This window comes from Alicyclobacillus pomorum DSM 14955, from assembly GCF_000472905.1.
Classification (GTDB): domain Bacteria; phylum Bacillota; class Bacilli; order Alicyclobacillales; family Alicyclobacillaceae; genus Alicyclobacillus_A; species Alicyclobacillus_A pomorum.
On record NZ_AXAR01000025.1, the window covers coordinates 1 to 20,087 of the forward strand.

At 52.2% G+C, this 20,087-nt stretch carries 22 protein-coding genes, 2 pseudogenes and 2 riboswitches; of the genes and pseudogenes, 16 read left to right on the forward strand and 8 right to left on the reverse strand.

The features are described from left to right. From YWK_RS0116750 to YWK_RS20510, 7 genes are all read left to right on the forward strand, one after another. Window positions 1–363: transposase (locus YWK_RS0116750; protein WP_211231422.1), on the forward strand; the 363-nt coding region annotated here is incomplete at its 5' end. Window positions 364–628: 265 nt separating this feature from the next. Beyond that, window positions 629–1,036, forward strand: coding sequence for a hotdog fold thioesterase (locus YWK_RS0116755; protein ID WP_026965706.1), 408 nt, complete (start codon window positions 629–631; stop codon window positions 1,034–1,036). Beyond that, on the forward strand, window positions 1,029–1,457 hold the full coding sequence (locus tag YWK_RS0116760; protein ID WP_026965707.1) for a PaaI family thioesterase: 429 nt from the start codon (window positions 1,029–1,031) through the stop codon (window positions 1,455–1,457). The genes YWK_RS0116755 and YWK_RS0116760 overlap by 8 nt, the downstream gene beginning before the upstream one ends. Then, window positions 1,454–1,879 (forward strand): PaaI family thioesterase, encoded by a 426-nt coding sequence (locus YWK_RS0116765; protein WP_026965708.1) that lies wholly within the window; start codon window positions 1,454–1,456, stop codon window positions 1,877–1,879. The genes YWK_RS0116760 and YWK_RS0116765 overlap by 4 nt, the downstream gene beginning before the upstream one ends. Before the next feature lie 98 nt (window positions 1,880–1,977). Continuing rightward, window positions 1,978–2,925 (forward strand): cation diffusion facilitator family transporter, encoded by a 948-nt coding sequence (locus YWK_RS0116770; protein ID WP_084453821.1) that lies wholly within the window; start codon window positions 1,978–1,980, stop codon window positions 2,923–2,925. Between the two features lie 296 nt (window positions 2,926–3,221). Then, on the forward strand, window positions 3,222–4,037 hold the full coding sequence (locus tag YWK_RS20505; protein ID WP_051375710.1) for an alpha/beta fold hydrolase: 816 nt from the start codon (window positions 3,222–3,224) through the stop codon (window positions 4,035–4,037). Next, window positions 4,037–4,759, forward strand: a complete 723-nt coding sequence (locus YWK_RS20510) for an HAD family hydrolase (RefSeq protein WP_084453822.1) — start codon at window positions 4,037–4,039, stop codon at window positions 4,757–4,759. The genes YWK_RS20505 and YWK_RS20510 overlap by 1 nt, the downstream gene beginning before the upstream one ends. A gap of 118 nt (window positions 4,760–4,877) precedes the next feature. Here the strand turns inward: YWK_RS20510 and YWK_RS21230 are convergent, their stop codons facing one another. The 5 genes from YWK_RS21230 to YWK_RS0116805 all read right to left on the reverse strand — a co-directional run bounded on the left by YWK_RS21230 (window position 4,878) and on the right by YWK_RS0116805 (window position 10,158). Then, window positions 4,878–5,360 (reverse strand): NUDIX hydrolase, encoded by a 483-nt coding sequence (locus YWK_RS21230; RefSeq protein ID WP_051375711.1) that lies wholly within the window; start codon window positions 5,358–5,360, stop codon window positions 4,878–4,880. Between the two features lie 21 nt (window positions 5,361–5,381). Continuing rightward, window positions 5,382–5,654, reverse strand: a complete 273-nt coding sequence (locus YWK_RS0116790) for a DUF1292 domain-containing protein (protein WP_026965710.1) — start codon at window positions 5,652–5,654, stop codon at window positions 5,382–5,384. 14 nt (window positions 5,655–5,668) lie between these two features. Beyond that, window positions 5,669–6,658: a lipoate--protein ligase gene (gene lplA / locus YWK_RS0116795; protein WP_026965711.1), complete on the reverse strand. Its 990-nt coding sequence runs from the start codon at window positions 6,656–6,658 to the stop codon at window positions 5,669–5,671. Window positions 6,659–6,748: 90 nt separating this feature from the next. After that, on the reverse strand, window positions 6,749–8,335 hold the full coding sequence (locus YWK_RS0116800; protein WP_026965712.1) for an oligosaccharide flippase family protein: 1,587 nt from the start codon (window positions 8,333–8,335) through the stop codon (window positions 6,749–6,751). Between the two features lie 950 nt (window positions 8,336–9,285). Beyond that, complete coding sequence (locus YWK_RS0116805) at window positions 9,286–10,158, reverse strand: MetQ/NlpA family ABC transporter substrate-binding protein (RefSeq protein ID WP_026965713.1); 873 nt, start codon at window positions 10,156–10,158, stop codon at window positions 9,286–9,288. Window positions 10,159–10,256: 98 nt separating this feature from the next. Continuing rightward, a riboswitch (SAM riboswitch) is annotated at window positions 10,257–10,359 on the reverse strand. 198 nt (window positions 10,360–10,557) lie between these two features. Next, a riboswitch (SAM riboswitch) is annotated at window positions 10,558–10,665 on the forward strand. 83 nt (window positions 10,666–10,748) lie between these two features. On the opposite strand from YWK_RS0116805, the gene YWK_RS0116815 reads away from it, so the two are divergent. The 4 genes from YWK_RS0116815 to YWK_RS22275 are packed head-to-tail and all read left to right on the forward strand — an operon-like array spanning window position 10,749 to window position 12,966. Beyond that, the gene (locus YWK_RS0116815) at window positions 10,749–11,774 is read left to right on the forward strand and encodes a methionine ABC transporter ATP-binding protein (RefSeq protein WP_026965714.1); all 1,026 of its coding nucleotides are present in this window, start codon (window positions 10,749–10,751) and stop codon (window positions 11,772–11,774) included. Between the two features lie 3 nt (window positions 11,775–11,777). Then, a complete protein-coding gene (locus YWK_RS0116820; protein WP_026965715.1) occupies window positions 11,778–12,437 on the forward strand; it encodes a methionine ABC transporter permease in 660 nt (219 codons plus the stop codon). 12 nt (window positions 12,438–12,449) lie between these two features. Beyond that, entirely contained in the window at window positions 12,450–12,737 is a 288-nt protein-coding gene (locus tag YWK_RS0116825) for a Dabb family protein (RefSeq protein ID WP_026965716.1), read from the forward strand. A 34-nt stretch (window positions 12,738–12,771) separates the two neighbouring features. After that, the gene (locus YWK_RS22275) at window positions 12,772–12,966 is read left to right on the forward strand and encodes a hypothetical protein (protein WP_026965717.1); all 195 of its coding nucleotides are present in this window, start codon (window positions 12,772–12,774) and stop codon (window positions 12,964–12,966) included. Window positions 12,967–13,099: 133 nt separating this feature from the next. On the opposite strand, the gene gluQRS is transcribed toward YWK_RS22275, so the two are convergent. After that, on the reverse strand, window positions 13,100–14,092 hold the full coding sequence (gene gluQRS, locus YWK_RS0116835; RefSeq protein ID WP_245578656.1) for a tRNA glutamyl-Q(34) synthetase GluQRS: 993 nt from the start codon (window positions 14,090–14,092) through the stop codon (window positions 13,100–13,102). Between the two features lie 420 nt (window positions 14,093–14,512). Here gluQRS and YWK_RS0116845 point away from each other — a divergent pair, with 420 nt between their 5' ends. From YWK_RS0116845 to ltrA, 5 genes and pseudogenes are all read left to right on the forward strand, one after another. Then, window positions 14,513–14,704, forward strand: a complete 192-nt coding sequence (locus YWK_RS0116845; protein ID WP_026965719.1) for a hypothetical protein — start codon at window positions 14,513–14,515, stop codon at window positions 14,702–14,704. Then, a complete protein-coding gene (locus tag YWK_RS0116850; RefSeq protein WP_026965720.1) occupies window positions 14,701–15,507 on the forward strand; it encodes a hypothetical protein in 807 nt (268 codons plus the stop codon). The genes YWK_RS0116845 and YWK_RS0116850 overlap by 4 nt, the downstream gene beginning before the upstream one ends. A gap of 510 nt (window positions 15,508–16,017) precedes the next feature. Further along, window positions 16,018–16,932 (forward strand): DMT family transporter, encoded by a 915-nt coding sequence (locus YWK_RS0116855; RefSeq protein WP_026965721.1) that lies wholly within the window; start codon window positions 16,018–16,020, stop codon window positions 16,930–16,932. Window positions 16,933–17,077: 145 nt separating this feature from the next. After that, window positions 17,078–17,242: pseudogene (locus tag YWK_RS21655) on the forward strand (DUF255 domain-containing protein); the annotation flags it as partial. A 594-nt stretch (window positions 17,243–17,836) separates the two neighbouring features. Beyond that, window positions 17,837–19,093, forward strand: a pseudogene (ltrA, locus tag YWK_RS20520) (group II intron reverse transcriptase/maturase). Between the two features lie 101 nt (window positions 19,094–19,194). Here the strand turns inward: ltrA and YWK_RS0116870 are convergent. Continuing rightward, window positions 19,195–19,470, reverse strand: a complete 276-nt coding sequence (locus YWK_RS0116870; RefSeq protein ID WP_026965723.1) for a hypothetical protein — start codon at window positions 19,468–19,470, stop codon at window positions 19,195–19,197. A 344-nt stretch (window positions 19,471–19,814) separates the two neighbouring features. Further along, the gene (locus YWK_RS0116875) at window positions 19,815–20,084 is read right to left on the reverse strand and encodes an alpha/beta fold hydrolase (RefSeq protein WP_084453824.1); all 270 of its coding nucleotides are present in this window, start codon (window positions 20,082–20,084) and stop codon (window positions 19,815–19,817) included. Window positions 20,085–20,087 lie beyond the last annotated feature (3 nt).

Consider the following 20,087-nt stretch of genomic DNA (forward strand, 5'->3'; position numbering starts at 1 on the left):
AGTAAGAACTCTGGTCATAGTCGTTCAATGGTTTTTTACTTTGATGTAGAAAAATGCAAGGTTTGCCCTCATCGCGATGGATGCTACAAACCGAATGCAAAAGCCAAAACTTACTCGATACGGATCGTCGCAGAACACTATAAAGAGCACATGGAGTTCGAGCAAAGTGATACGTTTAAATCACGCATCCGGCGACGACCCATTATTGAACACAAGAACGCGGAACTTAAGAGACACCATGGCTTAACCAGGGCGAAGTACCGTGGTCTATTCGGCATGCGAATACAGGCATATCTATCGGCTTTCGTTGTAAATGCAAAACGAATGGTACAGCTGATAAATAAAATGCAGCCTTCCTCTTGAGCGAGGAAAGCTGCATTTTTACTGATCTTTCATCCAATAAAGGGATCTGTGTGGGATTAGCAACTACGTTGCTCTTTAAATAACCCCTTTTGCAGTGCTCTCATAAAAGGGCACCTTTTCTATCCTGTCAGCTGCTGTTCTATCGACGGTAAAGTCTTGTCACCCCCAGGATAGGTGTGTTACGTTGCAGATGTACATAGGTGGGACATGGTAGGGCGGCTTCGGGAGTTGAAGAGCCGCAGGTGACAGCCAGGAGGGACATACATTGGAAGAACAGAAGATTTTGAATCCCAGTGAAACACTCGTCGGGGCACTAGGCATTGAAATCACAGAGGTCACACCGGACAAGGTGGTTGCCACCATGCCCGTGCACGCTGCCACTCGGCAACCGATGGGGATCTTGCACGGCGGAGCGTCTGTCGCGTTGGCGGAGACGGTGGCAAGCGTCGGAACATGGAACTTGATTGACCAGGACCGACAAATCGCTGTCGGCTTGGAAATCAACGCGAACCACATTCGAGGCAAGGACAGTGGTATCGTCACTGCGATTGCCACGCCTCTACACAAAGGCAAGACGACCATGGTCTGGGATATCCGCATCGTGGATGAACAGGAAAACCTGATTTGCGTATCCCGCTGCACCGTGGCGATTCGGGATGTTCGACGTGGATAAACCGTATCGATGCAGCGACTTACTGGCCGTAACGCAAGGAAAACTTGCACCTCCACCGTGTGATTTGGCAATGGGCATACAGATTGTCCACTGTGAGCGGGGCGTGGCGCAAGCACAGTGGGTTGCAAGTGAGATGTTGTTGAATGGACATGGCGTCATCATGGGCGGACTGGTCTCTGCTGCGACAGACGCTGTCATGGCCTATGCTATCGCTTCCTGCCTCCAGGACCATCAGTCTTTCACTTCTATTGATTTACAGACGACGTACCACCGACCGGCCCGCTCTGGACGTCTCGACATCGAGGCACGCGTTAGACAATGCGGACGTACCATTGCGTACCTTGTGGGCGAAGTGTACCAGGAGGACAAGCTTGTCGCGACATCTACCTCATCCGTATTGATAAGGAGCTCCAGCAAATGACTGACCCCAACAACAACGCAATTGCAGCGGACGTGCTGGAACGGATCATAGCAGATCCATTTGCCCAGCACCTTGGCATCGAAGTTGTCGAAATTTCACTAGGACGGGCTGTCATCCGTATGAAGGTGCAACCCTGGATGGCCAACGCGATGGGAACTCCGCACGGAGGGGCCATCTTTGCGTTGGCAGATTCGGCGCTTGCATTCGCCAGTAACTCGTACGGAAGCAAGGCGGTTGCACTGGATGTAAACATTACGTACTGCCGACCGGCGCCCATCGGCTCCACCGTGACCGCCACGGCGGAACAGGCGAACCTCACCCGGCGCACGGGTCTCTACCTGATTTCGGTGACGTCCGAGGACGGAAAACTGATTGCTTCTGCGCGGGGAACCGTATTTCGTACGGAAAGTACGGTGCGCTGACTCGACGTGGGCAGCGGCCGTTGTCAAGCGAAGGCACGTGACGCTACAATGTTAGTAATGGACTGTTGAAGCCCAATGGAGTGTAAAGGAGCGATGGAATGGAACACCATCATGCACATATCCACGACCACTCAGACGTGTTTCATTCACATGCTCCCGTGGGTAAGATGAGGATGGCGTTCTTGCTCACGCTGTGCATTTTTGCAGTGGAGATTGCCGGCGGGATGCTTTCACACAGTCTGGCATTGCTCTCGGATGCCGGGCACGTGCTAACCGATTTGGCGGCCATTGGACTGTCGTGGTACGCATTGCTGCAGTCGGAGAAGCCATCGAATCAATCCATGACGTTCGGATACTATCGAGCGGGCATTGTGGCCGCGCTCGTCAACGGCATTACCCTGATTGTCATCACCTTGTGGATTCTATGGGAGGCCGTTCAGCGGTTTCAGCACGCTGAACCGGTCACAAGTACGTGGATGTTCATCAGCGCCGGTATAGGTTTATTCGTGAATCTGTACCTCGGACTCGGCATGAGGCACGAGGACAATATGAACATTAAGAGCGCGGTGCTCCACATGCTCGGTGATGCCGCCGCATCTGCGGCCGTGATTGCTGGCGGAATCGTCATCGCGTTGACACGCTGGTACGTGGTAGATCCTCTGTTGAGCGTTGCCATTGCCATTCTCATTTCTTTTGGCGCTTGGCAGCTTGTGCGACAGACGGTGGTTATCCTCATGGAAGGAACGCCGAGAGATGTGGACATAGAGGGAGTCATCCGGGCCATCCGCGCTGTACCTGGCGTACACGATGTCCACGATTTGCATGTGTGGAGTATTACCCGTGGTAAGAACGCGTTGTCTTGTCACGTGGTGATGGATGGCACTCTGACGGTACGGGGAAGCCAGGGCGTGCTTCGCGACATTGAGCACCGACTGAGTCACATGAACATCGGACACGTCACTATTCAGGTGGAAGACCAAGATCATCCCCATGAGTCTTCGGTGCTTTGCTGTCAGCAGGACGTTCAAGACCACCATCATCACTAACGGCTTGCATCTTTGAAATGAGGGTGAAGGGCACTGAGTGATTTGTTCCCTAAGCTCGACTGTATGTAACGTCACATTTCATATAACAACACCGTCCCGTGTGGACGGTGTTTTTCGTTCCATCAGCGTATCTGATGGTCCTCTTTTAATAGGACAAGCTGGACGGCGAAATGTCCGTGGTACTTCTACGTTCTGAGGTCCGAGACGTGCACGTGGCCGCCGTATCCACATGAAACCGGACGTTCCGGGGACGATGAAAGGAGAGCGTAACATGGGGCGCCAGAAAGGTGACATTGATGCCAACAATGCGAGTCAACGGCGTACAGATTCACTACTTTGATCAAGGGACGGGCGTGCCGATGTTATTCATCCACCCGCCGATGATTGGTGCTGTCTCCTTTGCGTATCAGGTTCAGGAATTATGCCACAAATTTCGCGTGGTCGGATTTGACATCCGCGGTCACGGCAATAGTGAGCCGGGAAGTGACAGACTTACATATCAGACCATTGTGAATGACGCAGTGGTTCTTCTCGACGCGTTGGCCATCGACAAAGCGATTGTGTGTGGATATTCGACTGGAGCGACGGTGGCCATGGAAGCCATGTTGCAATACGCGGATACATTTCAGGCGGGAATTTTCGTCAGCGGGATGTCGGAAGTGAGTGATTTCCTAGTGAAACGAGAAATCCAACTCGGCGTGCAGTTGGCGAGAATCGAAGCCATGGGGCTGCTCGCCTATGGGCTTGCCCTAGCCAACACGGGGTACCGACCGTTGCAACGAGCGATGTATCGAGCGGGAAGACGTAGTCACCCCGTGCGTGTAGTACAATACTTTGCGGAAAGCTTGACCTACAATTGTACATCACGACTGGGGGATATCAAGCAACCGGTGTTGTTGGCCTATGGTGGAAAAGACCGTCTCTTCCGGCCCTATGGGCGCATCCTGGCTCGCAACTTGCCGAACGCGACTTCTGTGTTGATTCCAGGAATGACGCATCAATTGCCTGGGCGGGCACCGACGGCGTTGAATCGCGCGATTGCTGATTTCGCTGTACAAGCGGAAAGACATGGTATACTAGGCGAAAACCCTAAGGTGTTGACTGAATCTTGATGTATCGATGGATTTTATTCGATCTCGACGGCACATTGACGGATCCAAAAGAGGGGATTGTCCGCTCGATTCAATATGCACTTGAAAAGCTAGGCATTCACGAACCACATCCGGACAAGCTCCAATCCTTTATCGGCCCTCCTCTATTGGAGGCGCTCCGTGACACGTATCACTTGGATGAGCAGACGGCGCGGGCAGCGCTAGGTTACTACCGGGAACGCTTTGAAGAGCGGGGCATGTTTGAGAACGCGGTGTTTCCCGGCATTGAGGAACTGCTGTCACAGCTCAGAGCCAACGGCGGGATTTTGGCTGTTGCCACATCAAAGCCAACCGTGTATGCCAAGAAAATTTGCGAGCATTTTGGACTTGCCCAGCATTTCGCCGCCATCGTAGGCAGTGAGTTAGACGGCCGGCGTTCGAACAAGGACGAGGTGGTCGCGGCAGCGATGGAGGCCGTGGGCGTAAGGGATGTTCGGCGCGCGGTGATGATTGGGGACAGGAAGTTTGATGTGATGGGGGCGCGCAAGAACGGCATCGATGTAGTGGGGGTGTTGTACGGATACGGATCGCGATTGGAATTGGAGTCAGAACGCCCGAGCGCACTGGTGAACAGTGTTGAAGAGTTGAAGACGGTTCTGTTGGGGAGGTCCCATCCGACAGAAGGCCGTATGGTGCGTGAACGACCACCACATGGATCCGCAGAATCGGACGAACGCCCATAAAATGAGCCTGGGAGCGCTGTGGCTCCCAGGCTTCTATGATTTATCAGATGTCAATGCTCTACGATGCAACGAGTACGTGTTGCCGCAAAGCTTGTCCATGCCGTGTGTGAGCGCCTCGTCAATGTGTACGAACGATGGACGACGCTGTGTCTGTCGAAGCGAGTTCCACAAGTTTGGGCCCATCTTCGCGCAAGAGCATATGCTCAATCATCCATTGGTCCGATGGAATGGTGTGACCACTCAGGTTGGACGGTGAAAACCATTCGAGCGGACCTTCTTCTGTGCCGCCGTGTAGCACAGACCCGTTCACGATGCGGAGGCGGAAGACATAGAGCAGAAAATGGCTTTGTTCGTTTCCAGCGGGTACGATTTCTGACGCCACCCCACAGAAGCGTTCGATGTCCGCTATCAATCCCGTTTCTTCGCGGAATTCGCGGATCATCGCTGCAGAAGGGTGTTCGCCGAACTCAATCTTGCCCCCTGGCATGCACCACTTGCCGACAAACGGTTCCTTCTGCCGCTGCAGCAAGAGGAGTGCGCCATCGTCACGCACAACCGTCCCGATGGTCCCTGCCGTAATTTTGTTCGCATACCTGGACATGCTGTATTTCGCTCGCTTTCACTACTGGACGTTGGCCAGGTAGTCCTGAATGGCTGCCCACTCTGCCTCATCGTCGATGTTTTCATAGACCGGTTTGCCGTCGTCCCCTGTGTTGACGCGCAGCAGCGCATACTGTTCAACTTCTTCCAAACCAACCGCAAATGCGTACTGTTTTCCGCTGATTTCCACTTTATCTGCAATGTAAAACGGATGGACGATACCTGCCTCGTCCATGAGGTGAATCGTTTCCGGTGTCTTGCAGCTGCAGGCATTGTTTCCACATGCGCACGCCATGAAATAACCCCCTCTTAGTAAATCAGTTGGAGAAACTCGTCTTTCGTGATGTTGCCAAAGTAGTGCGAGATGTCCACGTCCGCCAACGCAGCGGCGAGGTCGTCGCGCTCGTACCGCGTACCCATGAGTCGCTGTTCCAGGTCCGCTACGTCGCCAATACCAAAGAAATCGCCGTAAATCTTACAAGACTCAATGATGCCACGCTGCACGTCCAGTCGAACGTCAATGGACCCGACAGGGAACCGGTGGGAGCGCTGCACGTTAAACGCCGGAGACTTGCCGTAGTTCCAGTCCCAATTTTGGTACCGATCCGCCGAGATTTGGCGGATGACTCGCCAGTCTGCGTCCGTCAGCTTGTACTCTGGAATCGGAGACTGCCCTTGAAAGATGAACTCTAGCAACCAGCGCTTGAATTCCGACATGTTCATCGGACGGTCGAGAAACTCACTGATGTTTGCGACCCGGCTGCGAATCGACTTGATGCCTTTCGACTCAATCTTGTCGGCCTTCACATTCAAGGCTTTCACGACGTCGTCGATGTTGGTATTAAGCATCAGCGTACCATGGCTGAACATTCGTCCCCGTGTGGCAAACTGCGCGTTGCCGGAGATTTTTCGGCCATTCGCGAGGATGTCGTTCCGACCGCTAAGCTCTGCGGGAACGCCGACGGCCTGCAACGCTTGCACCACGGGTTCCGTAAACTTGCGGAAATTGCTAAAGTTGTTTCCATCGTTTTTGGTGATAAAGCTGAAGTTCAAGTTGCCGAGGTCGTGGTACACGGCACCGCCGCCGGATAAGCGGCGCACAACAATAATATCGTGTTCGCGGACGTAGTCCACGTTGATCTCTTCAAACGTGTTCTGATTCTTACCGATGATGATGGACGGTTGATTGACGTAGAACAGCAAGTACGTCTGTTCGATGTCCAGATGTTTGACTGCAAATTCTTCAATCGCGAGGTTGATCCTCGGATCCGTAATATCCTGATTGTCAATGAAAAGCATCCAGCTCACCTCCTGAGACAAGGGCCGTCCGTCTCATTGTACCTTTATCTGGGTTGAGACGAAAGTCGTATCAGAAAGTGAGTATCTCCCTTATTCAATCATCCGCCGCAACCCGAATTCAGCAATTTGCCGCAAGCGACTCCCCACGACCGGAAGGCTGCCGAGGGCAGCCGGTGAAATCTCACCTGCTATGAATAAATAGAGAGCACTCGCAGTTACCGCAAGTACCAACCACACCCACGGAGCTTGTTCAAACCCCAGTGCATGGTGTACGTGCAACCCCACCAGGCAAACTGCGCCCACGACCACACTGCTGAATACCGAATGGCAAAGGGTACTCCACGGGGTGGAGACGGGTGACAGGCGGAGCGCCATGGTGAGCAGCACAAGGGTTTGTGAGACCACGGAAATCGCGCAAGCCAACGCCAATCCAAACTCCGCGAGGTGAAGGGGACCAAGGCATACGTACAAGGAAGCAATGCGCACGAGATCTCCAAACAGGCTGGCGTACAATAGCGCGCGCCCCCTGCCCTGCGCCTGCAAGATAGAAGCCAAGGGTGCCTGCAAATACAAAGGGAACGCGAGCGGTGCCAACCAACACAGCAGCAGGGCAGCGTGTCCAGCTCCAAACCAACGACACAGCACAGGTGCCAGGATGTACAGGCCTGCGCTCACGGGAATGGACATCATGGCCACCGCTCGGATGGTACTGAACAGTGCTGCGCTTAGGCTGGCTCTACCGCGCTGCGCGCGTTGCGCTGTCAGCGCAGGTAACAGGGCCGTGGCCATTCCATCTGTCACAAACATCGGTGCACACAGCAGAGGAATTGCAACCGCCGCGTATTCAGCAACCAGCGCTTCAGCCTGATGCTCTCCGAACTGCACTGCCAGGAAATGTTCCGCCAGAGGGAGCTCCAGCGCATAGCCTGCGCTGGCCAACAACGACTGTGTGGTCGGGGAGATGGACATGCGGAGAATGGACCACCAAGTTTGTATGCGGTGGCGAAGAGAGACGGAGCGATGGATGACGCGCAGCCTCTTTGTGGACAACGAGAATCCAAGGACGGCCAAGAGAAATAGCAGTGCCATCGTCTCGGAGGTAGTAATCATGTAGATGCCCGCCTCAGCACCCGAAAAGTCCAGTTTTTTGACGGGGGCGGATGCGGCAGCAATGACGAGTCCAAGTCGGACAGAGGCCTCCAGAATTTGCGACGCCGCGGTGACAAAATTCATGCCCATTCCCAACAACATGGCGCGTGTCGTACCGGAGATGCATGTAATCAGTAAGAGTGGCAGAGAGTTGAGCAGTAGCCGAACCATGTCTGCATCGCCGAAGTGTCCGATGCGGGACATTTGGATGAGGCCGAGCAACAGGGCCATGGTGATCCCCATGGAAAGCACGGTTGTCGCTGCGGTCACGGTTAAGTGGTCTCTATATAGGGTATGCCGCTCTTGGACGTCGCTGGCCGATACCAGCCGAGTGACTGCCTGAGGCACTCCCACGCTGCCGATGGCGCATGCAATTCCGATGACTGGAAGTACTGTCCGAAAGAGACCACTGGAACCGAGACCGAATAACGCCACGAACTTCGCGAGAAACAGAAGTCCTAGCGCCCGGGCCGTGAACTCGGAGATGCTGAAAATGGTGGACTCGCGAACTGGAAAAGACGCGTTCAACAGTTAGCCATCTCCCTTCCATAAAATCTCCGACCGGAAGTTCGGAAATAGGCCAGCAGCTGGCGGACAACCACACTTTTTCATGTGTACGCGGACGTGCCCACGATTAGTCGAACCTCGTGTACTTACAAGTTCCGATATGAGCGGTTTGCAAAATTCCACTCGTGTGTTGAACCGGTTGTCTGTCGCCATGCTGTAAACCCGCTGATAGAAAAAAAGAGGCGCCACTTCGGAGAGCACTGCAAAAGGGGTTATTTAAAGAGCAACGTAGTTGCTAATCCCACACAGATCCCTTTATTGGATGAAAGATCAGTAAAAATGCAGCTTTCCTCGCTCAAGAGGAAGGCTGCATTTTATTTATCAGCTGTACCATTCGTTTTGCATTTACAACGAAAGCCGTTCCCTCCTAAGTAACTCATATCTCACGTATTCTCACTCATTCGCAGGATTTCACCACGATCCGCACGTTCCTTTGGGGGGAAATGGAAGAGTACGCTGGGTTGACCTGTTCTCTGGTCATTCGATCCCGTTTAAGGGCATACAGGAACAGAAGACACGTCATGTCTACCCAAATTATGGTTATTCTGCACACACTTCTCCACAGCATGCCTTGGGATTCACATTCCCATGTCTCAACGGGTCTTTGCCCTTTCAGTCCTTCGTCCGATCTGTCCAAGGTGTGGAGGCCGATCATGATAGAGTAACGGGTCTTACGCCCTTACCGGTTTTCTATTCGGTACTCCGCGTGCTCGCTGTAGTCTTTTGGCTGCCTCCCGAATCACCTGAAGAGGTTTCTGGAGTGGAGCATCCGAGCCTTCCTTTTTTCTTAAAATTATACAACACCCCCAGCACCAAGACTGTACTGGGGGTGTTCTTTACAATTACTGTATTCGTTTTGCAGTGCTCTCACTTCGGCGCCTCTTTTTTTCACATATAGACAATGGCTGTGTTCAGCCTTTGTGACTGATGGCGTTAAACACTGGGACGACGGAACCTTTGTAATGGTCGTTGATGAACTTGGCCACGTCCGGCGAGGTGAGGGCCTTGTCGAGCGCGACAATGGCCGGATTGTTTTCTTCGCCTTTACGGACCACCACGCAGTTCGCATAGGTCTTCGCCGCGAGCGAATCTGCCTTTTCCGCGATGAGTGCATCCGATACTTTCAGACCTGCATCCACGGCGTAGTTGCCATTGATTACGGCGTAGTCCACATCTCTCAGGACGCGCGGAATGGTTCCTGCCTCTACTTCCGTAATCTTGATGTGATGCGGGTTGTCCGTAATGTCATTGACGGTCTCGGACAGCGACTCAGGCTGCTTCAACTTGATGAGGCCTGCGCTCTCCAGCAACAAGAGTGCTCGAGCTTCGTTGGTGGTGTCGTTCGGGACTGCGACGGTAGCACCGTCTTTTACGTCCTTGAGCGACTTGCTGCGGCCGCCGTACAGGCCGAGCGGTTCAAAGTGCACGGACACCGTCGGAACCAGATCTGTACCGTTCTTTTTGTTGTAGTCGTTCAGATACGGGACGTGCTGGAAATAGTTCGCATCGAGATCACCGGAAGCCAAGGCTCGGTTTGGCTGAACATAATCCTGATATACCACGACTTGGAGGTCAATGCCTTCCTTTGCCAACTGAGGTTTTACGTAATTTAAGATTTCCGCATGCGGCGTTGGGTTTGCACCGACTTTCAGGACAACTTCCTTTTTTCCACCGGTTGTGCCTTGTTCCGTGTTCGCGTCGTTGTTGGATGCGCCGCAGCCTGCAACCAATGCGGCTCCCATCAGTGTGGTGGCTGCCAACTTCAACCATGATGTTTTCTTCACCCTGATTTCTCCTCTCCATCTTGTAGCTCGTCGAGAGACTCGGACATATCAAAAGCCCTCTTTCCAGTCGAAAAGAGGGCGTCTTTGTAGTCTCGCACCTCTTATCTCCCGGAATGTTCATTCCGCAGGAGTTAGCACCGTGCACATGTGCCGGTTGCCGGGCGTCATAGGGCCAGTCCCTCAGCCTTCTCTCGATAAGAGCTTTTCTGTATGACCGCATCGCACCTGTGCGACGGGTTTTTGGATATCGCCAGCTGGCGTTACGTGATTTGATAATAGGGCGCGGGAATCTAGTTGTCAATCACTTGACAAAATCTTTTTTCGGAATACAATACAAGCTATTGTCATCGGCGTACTCGTGTTTGCTAGATTCGCCGAAGCGGAATTGAATACGCGCAGTTCTCATCCAGAGTGGCTGAGGGACAGGCCCTGTGAAGCCACGGCAACCGCAAAATGACGGTGCCAATTCCTGCGGACAAACAGAGAACCGTGTCCGAAAGATGAGAGAAGAGCAGTCGAAACTCGCCCTTCTCGGGCGTTTTTTTATGGGGTTTTGCGCATCAGAGGACGAGGCAGAAGGAGGAGCAGCGGTGATTTCCCTTGAGCGAATTACAAAGACGTACACTTCGCGCAAACAGTCGTTGACGGCGGTCCGCGACGTCTCTTTACAGATTGAGCGCGGTGAGATATTTGGCTTGATTGGTTATTCCGGCGCCGGCAAGAGTACGTTGTTACGGTGCATTAACCTTTTGGAGCGGCCCACGCAAGGACAGGTGCGGATTAACGGGCAGGACATGACAGCGCTCGGAAACCGTGAACTGCAGCAAGCGCGCAAGAAAATTGGTATGATTTTTCAGCATTTTCACCTATTGCACTCTGCAACTGTGGCAGAAAATGTTGCGTTTCCGCTGCGCTTAGCGAAGGTTCCAAAGCGCATCGCGATGGAAAAAGTTCACGCGCTCCTGGACCTTGTGGGGTTGCGTGGATATGAGAAGCATTATCCTGCTCAGCTGTCCGGGGGACAAAAGCAGAGGGTGGCGATTGCCCGCGCACTGGCAAACGACCCGGATGTGCTGCTCTGCGACGAAGCCACATCTGCGCTGGACCCAGACACGACGCAATCCATCCTGGATCTGTTGTTGGACATCCACGACAGATTGAATTTGACGATTGTCCTCGTCACGCATGAAATGTCGGTGATTCAACGCGTCTGTGACCGAGTTGCTGTCATGGACCATGGAAACATCGTGGAAATCGGCAGAGTGGCGGACGTGTTCCTCCACCCACAGCACGACGTCACTCGCCGGTTACTGCAGACCGAAAATAGCACCAGTTCGTCGCCGGCACTGGCTGATGTGGCTGCACCTGTGTTTGAGGTGACGTTCGTAGGGGACACCACGTACGCGCCCGTGCTCTCAGAAGTTGCGCGTGCCACGGATTCTACCTTCAGCATTCTGGAGGGAACGATTGGTACGTTGAAGGACGTGCCTTACGGGAAGTTGCTTGTGGCATGGCACGGTAACCGTCGTGCCGTCACCGCGGCCATATCGGAATTGGCCGCCCGCGGCTGTGGTGTGACTGAGATTTCACAAGACAGGACCACGGTGGAGGTGTAACGGATGTTTGCGGATATTGTGTGGTCGGAAGTGTGGCAAGCCAGCGTCGACACCCTGTACATGGTCGGCGTATCCACGCTGCTTTCTGTTGTCATTGGTTTGCCGATTGGCGTATTTTTGTATCTGTTTTCCCGCGGTCATCTGGTACGGCATCGCGTGCTGTACGAGTTTCTTTCAGTGATAGTGAATATTTTTCGGTCGGTACCGTTTATCATCCTGTTGATAGCGATTATTCCATTCACGGAATGGGTCGTTGGAACGTCCATCGGCACGAATGCAGCGATTGTTCCACTGGTCGTTGGTGCCGCCCCGTTCTTCGCGCGTTTGGCAGAGACGGCTTTGCGCGAAGTAGATCCGGGCGTGCTCGAAGCGGCTCAAGCGATGGGTGCGTCCACGTGGCAGATTGTGTTCAAAGTCCTGTTGCCGGAGGCAAAGGCGGGGTTGATTTCTGGTGTCACCATCACGGCCGTCGCTCTCATCAGTTACTCGGCCATGGCCGGGGTCGTCGGCGGCGGAGGCCTTGGCGACTTAGCCATTCGTTACGGATACGAACGCTTTCAAACCGACGTGATGTTTGTCACCATTGTGATTATGATTGTCATGGTTCAAGTCATGCAGTGGATTGGCGATAAAATTGTTGCTTCGGTAAGCCGCAAGCGCTAGGAGGTCGTGTACTTGTTCACTCACGCGGTGTTTTTCCGGCTGAAGCCGGAATGCAAAGACCAGGCAGAACAGCTCGTGGCAAAGATACTGGACATGAAGGGGAAGATTCCCGGGTTGAGGGAGATTCAAGCTGGCGTAGATGTGGTCCAATCCGCCCGGTCCTACGATGTCGGACTCATCGCGCAGCTCGATGACCTCGCCAGCATGCAGTCCTACCAAGTACACCCGGTCCATCAGGAACTTCTGAAATTCGTGGGACAAGTTGTGGAGAGCTCCGTCGCGGTGGATTTCGAAAGCTAAATCGCAACGTGTTATCCATCAACCCCTACAAGGCGTGCGCAGCTATGCGCACGCCTTTGCTGATTGGATGGTGCAGGACCGACTGAAGGAGTCGAAGCAACGAGTGCTTGGGCAGCGGAGCATCGTCGAGTCGATTCGGACTCAGTTGCAGCGTGAGTATGACGGTGTGAACGCACGTCTCGAAGCGGTTGCGGGCGAACGCAAGCGACTGTTGGAGTCGTTGTCATAATTTCAATCATGCATCAATCGGATGGGACGGTGTCACCTTGATTTCGGTGGATGACATCTGGTCTGCCATGAGGTTCCGTCCGACTAAATCCTGATGGGTGGCAGCAACATGAAACAGTGACCCGGTACCGCGGTCACTGTTTGATTTTGGATGGCGAACGCTCTGCTCCTGTGAAGACGAACTGCAGCACGTCTTCACTGACCTTTATGACACCGCGTGGCACTTTGTCCAGCGTAAACACCGAAATGAGATCCACAGCCTTCATCGGTTCGAGCCTGTCATGTAAACCACTGATAAAGGCCAACAGACCGATGACTTGCTCCGGCGCCACGCCAGCTTTGCGCATCGAAGCGATGGCGATGGATCCGCTTCGCTTGGACAACCTGCGGCCATCGGAATCACAGAGCAGCGGAACGTGCGCGAATTGCGGAGCCTCCCAACCCAGGGCTTTGTACAGCATCTGTTGCAACGGCGTGGAGTCCAGCAAATCCCAGCCGCGAAGCACATCCGTGATTCCCATGGTCGCATCATCCACAACCACTGCCAGCTGATAGCCGAAGACCCCGTCCGCTCGCTTGAGAATCAAGTCCCTACTGTGTCCCGCAGGGACCAGTTGTGGCCCGGCGATTGCGTCCACAAAGTGGACAGGGGCATCCGGCATCCGAAAGCGGTAACAAGGCACTTTGACGGCTGATTTCTCTACCCGTTGTTGTGATGTCAAGGTCCTGCACCTGCACGCGAACATGTTTGTACTGGATAGCCCGTGCGGAGCGCTTGCAATCGCCATCCGATCCGCGCGGCTGCAAAAACAGGGGTAAATCCATCCGTCACGGAGCAACTTCTCAAACACCGCTTGGTATAGATCCTCTCGCTGGCTTTGCGTGTAAGGACCAACGGGCCCGCCGACATCTGGTCCTTCATCCCAGTCGATTCCGAGCCAGCGCAAATCCTCCATCACCAGGTCTGCCAGTTCTGGCTTGCACCTGGGCTTGTCAATATCCTCCATGCGCAGTACGAACAGGCCATCGGCGCTTCGCATCTGTAACCACGCCAACAGTGCTGTGTACGCATTGCCAATATGCAGTTGTCCCGAAGGAGTGGGTGCAAAACGACCTCGTCTTGCCACGTAGCTCACCCGGTTTTGTCATCATCTGTCACATTGCGTTTGTACTTTTTGATGATACGCCTGTTCGGACCCAATCGCAAAGTGTGGCGGTGCTGGGACCTCGACGCCGCTAAGTGAAGCGCGATGAATTACGCTCTTGTGATAGGGGCTGTATTCGATGTGCTTTCGGTGTGTAATCCATTTTCTACTAAATTCGGTGGTCAACGGTGATTTTTGTTACTCGAATCCCGTGTTTCGCACAGTTCCCGAGACGTCGTTCAACATACAATGCCACATCAACGTTTGTGGCACGAGGTGGGGAACATGACAGAAACTCGATTTAAAAAATCCGATATCTTTCACGACTGGGTCTTAATCATTACAGGCGTAGCGTTATTTTTCTTTTTCTTCTTCATGCCTTCATAAGGGGTGCTTATTGCCATGAATCAACGTACTCCACGCGACAAGGATGTGAATCAGACAACCAACAAGATCCGGGATGCATTCGGCTATGTCTCGGTGGCCGGGTTTGCCATCATAACGGTCTACGCCATTGCGAAACTAACGCCAGTTTGGCTGTGGTCTCAAGATGAAGAAGAGCGAAGACGCTCAGGAATGGTGGATTCGCAATGACGCCATTGCTCAATCTTTCGCAACGACAACTGCTCAGTCTTCCACAGCGGCAATTGGGACAAATCCTTGCATTGCTGATGGTACTGGGATATGTCGATATCAACGTTGTGACATTTCGAAATGGACAGTTCTACTTTGTTCTTCGTGGCCCCATCTTTTCACGATTAACGTCCGGTATTGCCCGCTACCTCCGGGCGCCAGGGAATTCTCCGGAAGGAGGCCCAACGGCACAAGCCTACGTGAAAATTGAGGCCCTACTGGCGTACCTTCTGTTCACAGGACAAGCATATATACACGATCCAACGTTCGTAGGAGCCGGCATTGTCTTCAGCGTACAATCGGAGTGGTTTCGATTCAAAGCGTTACAGAAGGTGTTGCAAGCGAGAAAAAACAATGAATTGGATCGCATGATTTTAGCTCTGTTGAACCTCGGTGTGGGTTGGGGTCTCGTCCAAAATACGTTTGGTATTACCGGCGTCACGCCCCGTCCTTTTGATCATCAATTAGGCTTTTCTGTTACGTCGGACGCACTTGCTTCGAAGGCAAAGACGCCAGGACCTACATTCGGTATTACAGCCATTCCGAACGGTGGCCCCTTATATCGGGTGTTGAATCGATTGGTCGGAGTTTTACTCATGGTTCAACAACTTCATATCTACGGCGTCTCCTTAGGTAAAGGCGGTCGGATTGTTTTCGGTATCACGGGAGAGGTAATTAGACTCAAGGTATTTCCAAAGATGCTGGAAGAGTGGTTCAAGAGTGATTCAGCCAATCGGTTGGCCGGGAACAGTCTTGAAATGTAGTAAGATGACCAGGGGTAATATCAATGGCCAGGGTGTCTAATTTTATGTATCTAATCTTCTTGACGGCAGATCCATGACGATGCAGAACATCCAGTTTTGAATGGCCCAAACGAGCGAATATCGATAAGACAAGCAACATACATTGGTTACGTACACTTGTGGTTCATGATGACTTACGTGTTGGTTGTGATGACAGGTGTAGTGTTGAAGGAGTGTACCTCTTCTGTACATAGGTCATCCATATCATACTGTGTGGCGTGCCCCCAATGACTAGCATCAGTTATTGCTTATTCTGTTCTCTCTCGTTACAATTCCATTTTGTATGCTGTTATACATATTTGTGTATCAAAATGGATTTGCACTGAGAAAACTTATGACGTGAGATGTGTTTATATCAGCGATTTGCAAAATAACGACGAGCCCCTGGTTCAGCACAATACGTGGTGAGGTCAAAAAAAAGTCGTGAGGCTGCATTCAATAAGGGTCAGATGCACCTTGAAGGAGGAGTACATGTTGCCCGGAGAAGTTGCAGCACTGGTCTCCGCCATCTGCTATGCCTCGTCCTATATCTTATTACGCAAGGGCCAGGCAGAAACAAAGACAGATGAACTAGACAACGGCTTGTTCCTAATCCTGCTAATCAGTAGCACTGTGCTCTTCTTATGCTTTATCCTTAAAATATTTACCAACCCTTCTGCTTCGGTCATATCAGGTACTGATTGGAAGAGGGCAGTAGGATTTTGTGTTCTTTCCGGACTTGTTGGTACATTATTTGGAAGGCTCGCGTTGTATGCAGCAATTGCACGAATCGGTGCGACGCGCGGGGTCATCATCAATGCCATGGCCCCAATTGTCACTTTAGCCATCGCCATCACAATATTGCGGGAAAAATTTAACGTTTCCGATATATATGGGATGCTCTGTTTGGTGGTTGGCATGATTCTGATTTCTGTTGAACGAGCGTGGTTTCCATCTCGGTTTATCGGTGGATTCTTTAAACAGGGCGTGATGGTTGCGATTCTCGCAACACTCTTTCAGGGTGTTGGGCATACGTTTCGGAAAGTGGGCGTCGATACTTCCATTACTGCCCCACTTGCTGGAACACTGGATACGCTCTCAGCACTCGTTGCCTACACTTTATTGCTTTACATGTTCGGGCGGTTCGGAAGTGTCATCAGACCTTTTCTGAAGAATCCCAATCCATATATTGTTACAGCTGGATTTGTAAGTGCCGCGGCAGTCCTGTCGTTCTTTGACGCGTGTGATTCGATTCCCGTCTCACAGGTTTCCATGATCAGCAGTATTCAACCAGTTATCGTCGCTCTGCTGTCCTCTCTTCTCATGAAAAACTTAGAACGCCTTACATGGGTCACTTGGATGAGCTCAATACTTGTTACCCTGGGCGTTGTACTGATTAGTGTATGAATCCTTGGGGCTTGGGGACATCCCTCTTACTGGGACAATAGATAAAGCGTCAGGCTACGGCATCGGCTAATGAGCATCGATGCTTTTTCTTTTCTTACGATAGGATATACTTACCTATAAGTCTTACATAACGGAGGCAGAACGAATGAGCGAGACAAATACACGTAAGCCGAACCGACTGATACACGAAAAAAGTCCGTACTTATTACAGCATGCATACAATCCTGTGGATTGGTTTCCTTGGGGTCCCAAGGCTTTCCAAAAGGCACAGCGTGAAGGTAAGCCTGTCTTCTTGTCCATCGGCTATTCGTAGCCCTGCGGGGCTGCGAATAGGTTTATAAGAGAGGCATAGTTTATCGACATGTCATTGATGGCACGGAGTAAAATCACCTTTTCATCAATAGTTTTTATCTTAGGAGTGTGTCGGACCGGCAGAACGATGGAATGTAGCGGGCTCCAATGAGACCCTGTGAGACATGAGAGGGTAAGCCACAAAGGTGCATGTGGACATCCAATGTGCGACCATATTTTAGAAAAAGGGGCTCGGCCCTTGTTTCCACATACCCTTGTGTCCGAAAGATGGACTCTGTCCTCCTTATCGGTCAAATCTGTCTGTCAGGTCAAACGAGAAATACTGTGATTGAGCTAGATTACGGGAGAAAACGAAAGATCATAGAGAGAGGAGTCAGCAGAGGTCATAGTACCTGCAAAGGGACGCCAGAGCAGGGAAGGACTGTGAGGGTTGTTCATGGCAAGTTCGAGAGAGAAGCATAGACAGCCGAATATCCCGAAAGGGAGCTATCCTCAGGAGGAAGTGGTGAATCCACGGGGGACCGAGGAAGCGCCGAGTTTCTCTCCGGCACGACCCAACGAACCAATCCGCGAAGTGAATTGTACGAACCTGATGGAACAGGTAGTAGAGCGGGAGAACCTGCTCTCGGCCCTGCGCCGTGTGGAGAAGAACAAGGGTGCCGCAGGAGTCGATGGAATGGAGATAAAATCCCTTCGACCATTCCTGATGGACAACTGGACGCGCATCCGTGACGAACTCCTTCGTGGAACCTACCAACCGATGCCCGTACGTCGAGTCGAAATCCCGAAACCAGACGGTGGCAAGCGGATGCTAGGGATACCAGCGGTGCTGGACCGCCTGATTCAACAGGCCCTTCTGCAAGTGCTCACACCCATCTTTGACCCAGAGTTCTCACCGTACAGCTACGGGTTCCGACCAGGATATAGTGCTCACCAGGCAGTGAAACAGGCACAAAGCTACATCGCCCAAGGATATCGCTGGCTTGTAGACCTTGACCTTGCCCAATTCTTTGACCGAGTAAACCACGACATTCTGATGACAAGAGTGGCTCGAAAAGTTAAGGACAAACGAGTGTTACGGCTCATTAGGCGATATCTAGAAGCCGGTGTCATGTGCAACGGAGTCTGCGTAACAACAGACGAGGGCGTTCCGCAAGGCGGACCGCTGAGTCCGCTACTGGCGAACATTATGCTGGATGACCTGGACAAGGAACTTATGCACCGAGGGCACCGATTCGCCCGTTATGCAGATGACTGTAATGTCTACGTCCGCAGTCGTTGAGCAGGAGAACGGGTTATGGAGAGTGTGCGAAGATTTGTAGAAGGACGATTAAAGCTCAGGGTAAATGCGGAAAAGAGTGCAGTAGACAGACCTTGGAAGCGCAAATTTCTGGGTTTCTCATTCACGTGGCACCAACGGCCGAAAATCCGAGTAGCCCCCAAGTCCCTCAAGCGCTTCAAGGACAAAGTCCGTGAACTGACGAAGCGAAGCAAAGGACAATCAATGGGCCACAGACTCGAACGGCTCAACGCCTACCTACGTGGGTGGGCCGGCTACTACCGCCACGCCGAAACCAGGAGTGTCTTCGCCGAACTTGACGAGTGGATACGCCGACGACTACGAATGTGCCTTCTGAAACAATGGAAGAAACCTAAAACAAAGAAACGCAATCTAGTAGCACTCGGCATTCCAAACGAATGGGCAGCACTCATAAGCGCTTCCCGAAAAGGGTATTGGCGCCTCGCAAATACGCCACAAGTGAACAAAGCCCTTGGAATTGCCTATTGGCGCAACCAAGGACTTGTAAGCTTAGTCGAACGGTACGATTCACTTCGTTACACAACATGAACCGCCGTATACCGGACGGTACGTACGGTGGTGTGGAAGACGGGGGTTAGTCACCCCCTCTTACCCGATTCCATTGATATTAAAACGACTAACTTGATGTCTTACTTGGTTACATTGATGACCGCTTGACTGGTAACGCCTCCTGACTCAGTTGAACGTTCTACGGTGATCCATTCAATTTGTCCCACTATGTATCCATCGTCATTAGGAATGAGAATGTATCCATGAACGCGTGGAAATGGGCGAGGCGACCCAGCGTTCAAGGCAACAAAATCAGGTGCTTCAACGTCAAGCAAAACTTTTATTTCATCTAGTGACACGAATTCCACGCGACCAATACACATGTTTTCAAGGATTTCATAGATCGTTTGGCTCATCTACTTCACCCTCCAACCAAATCTCTTTCGTATCTTCTTTGTGCGAGGAAGAGTCATCTGTTGCTGTGGGCAGGCGGTCTTTGAGTAGTCTGGACATACGTAAAGTGATGAGATCTATAGATGGTTTGGGCAGATAGTAATCTACGAGAGTACTTAGATTAGCGAGATGATCTCCAATGAGGAGCGTACACCGAGTCGGATAGCCGGACATGCGGCGGCTGGGGAACAAAGCTGGCTGCAGTCGGTACGCTGAAACCGCGATCGCCGAAGCCCAACAGTCAGTGAAAAAGACGACTGCTCATTCAAAATGAATCAGAGTCGTCTTTTTGTTTCGTTCATGCAGGTCAATCGATGAAACGACGGATTTCTTCCAGAACCTTGCGATGCTCCTGTGAAAAGACACCGTGGCCCGCATGGGGAAATAGAATCAGCTTGGAGNCTGGAATACGACGNTTCAGAATCTTGGCATGCTTCGGACTGAAGACCCAATCATCCTCGCCGTGAATAATAAGCGTTGGTGCCGAAATTCGCCCGAGCCGATGGTACGAATCGAAATTCTTGCTCGCCTCACGATGAATCTCCATGCTTCTAGGGTTCGAAGGAGCGATCCGCATCCG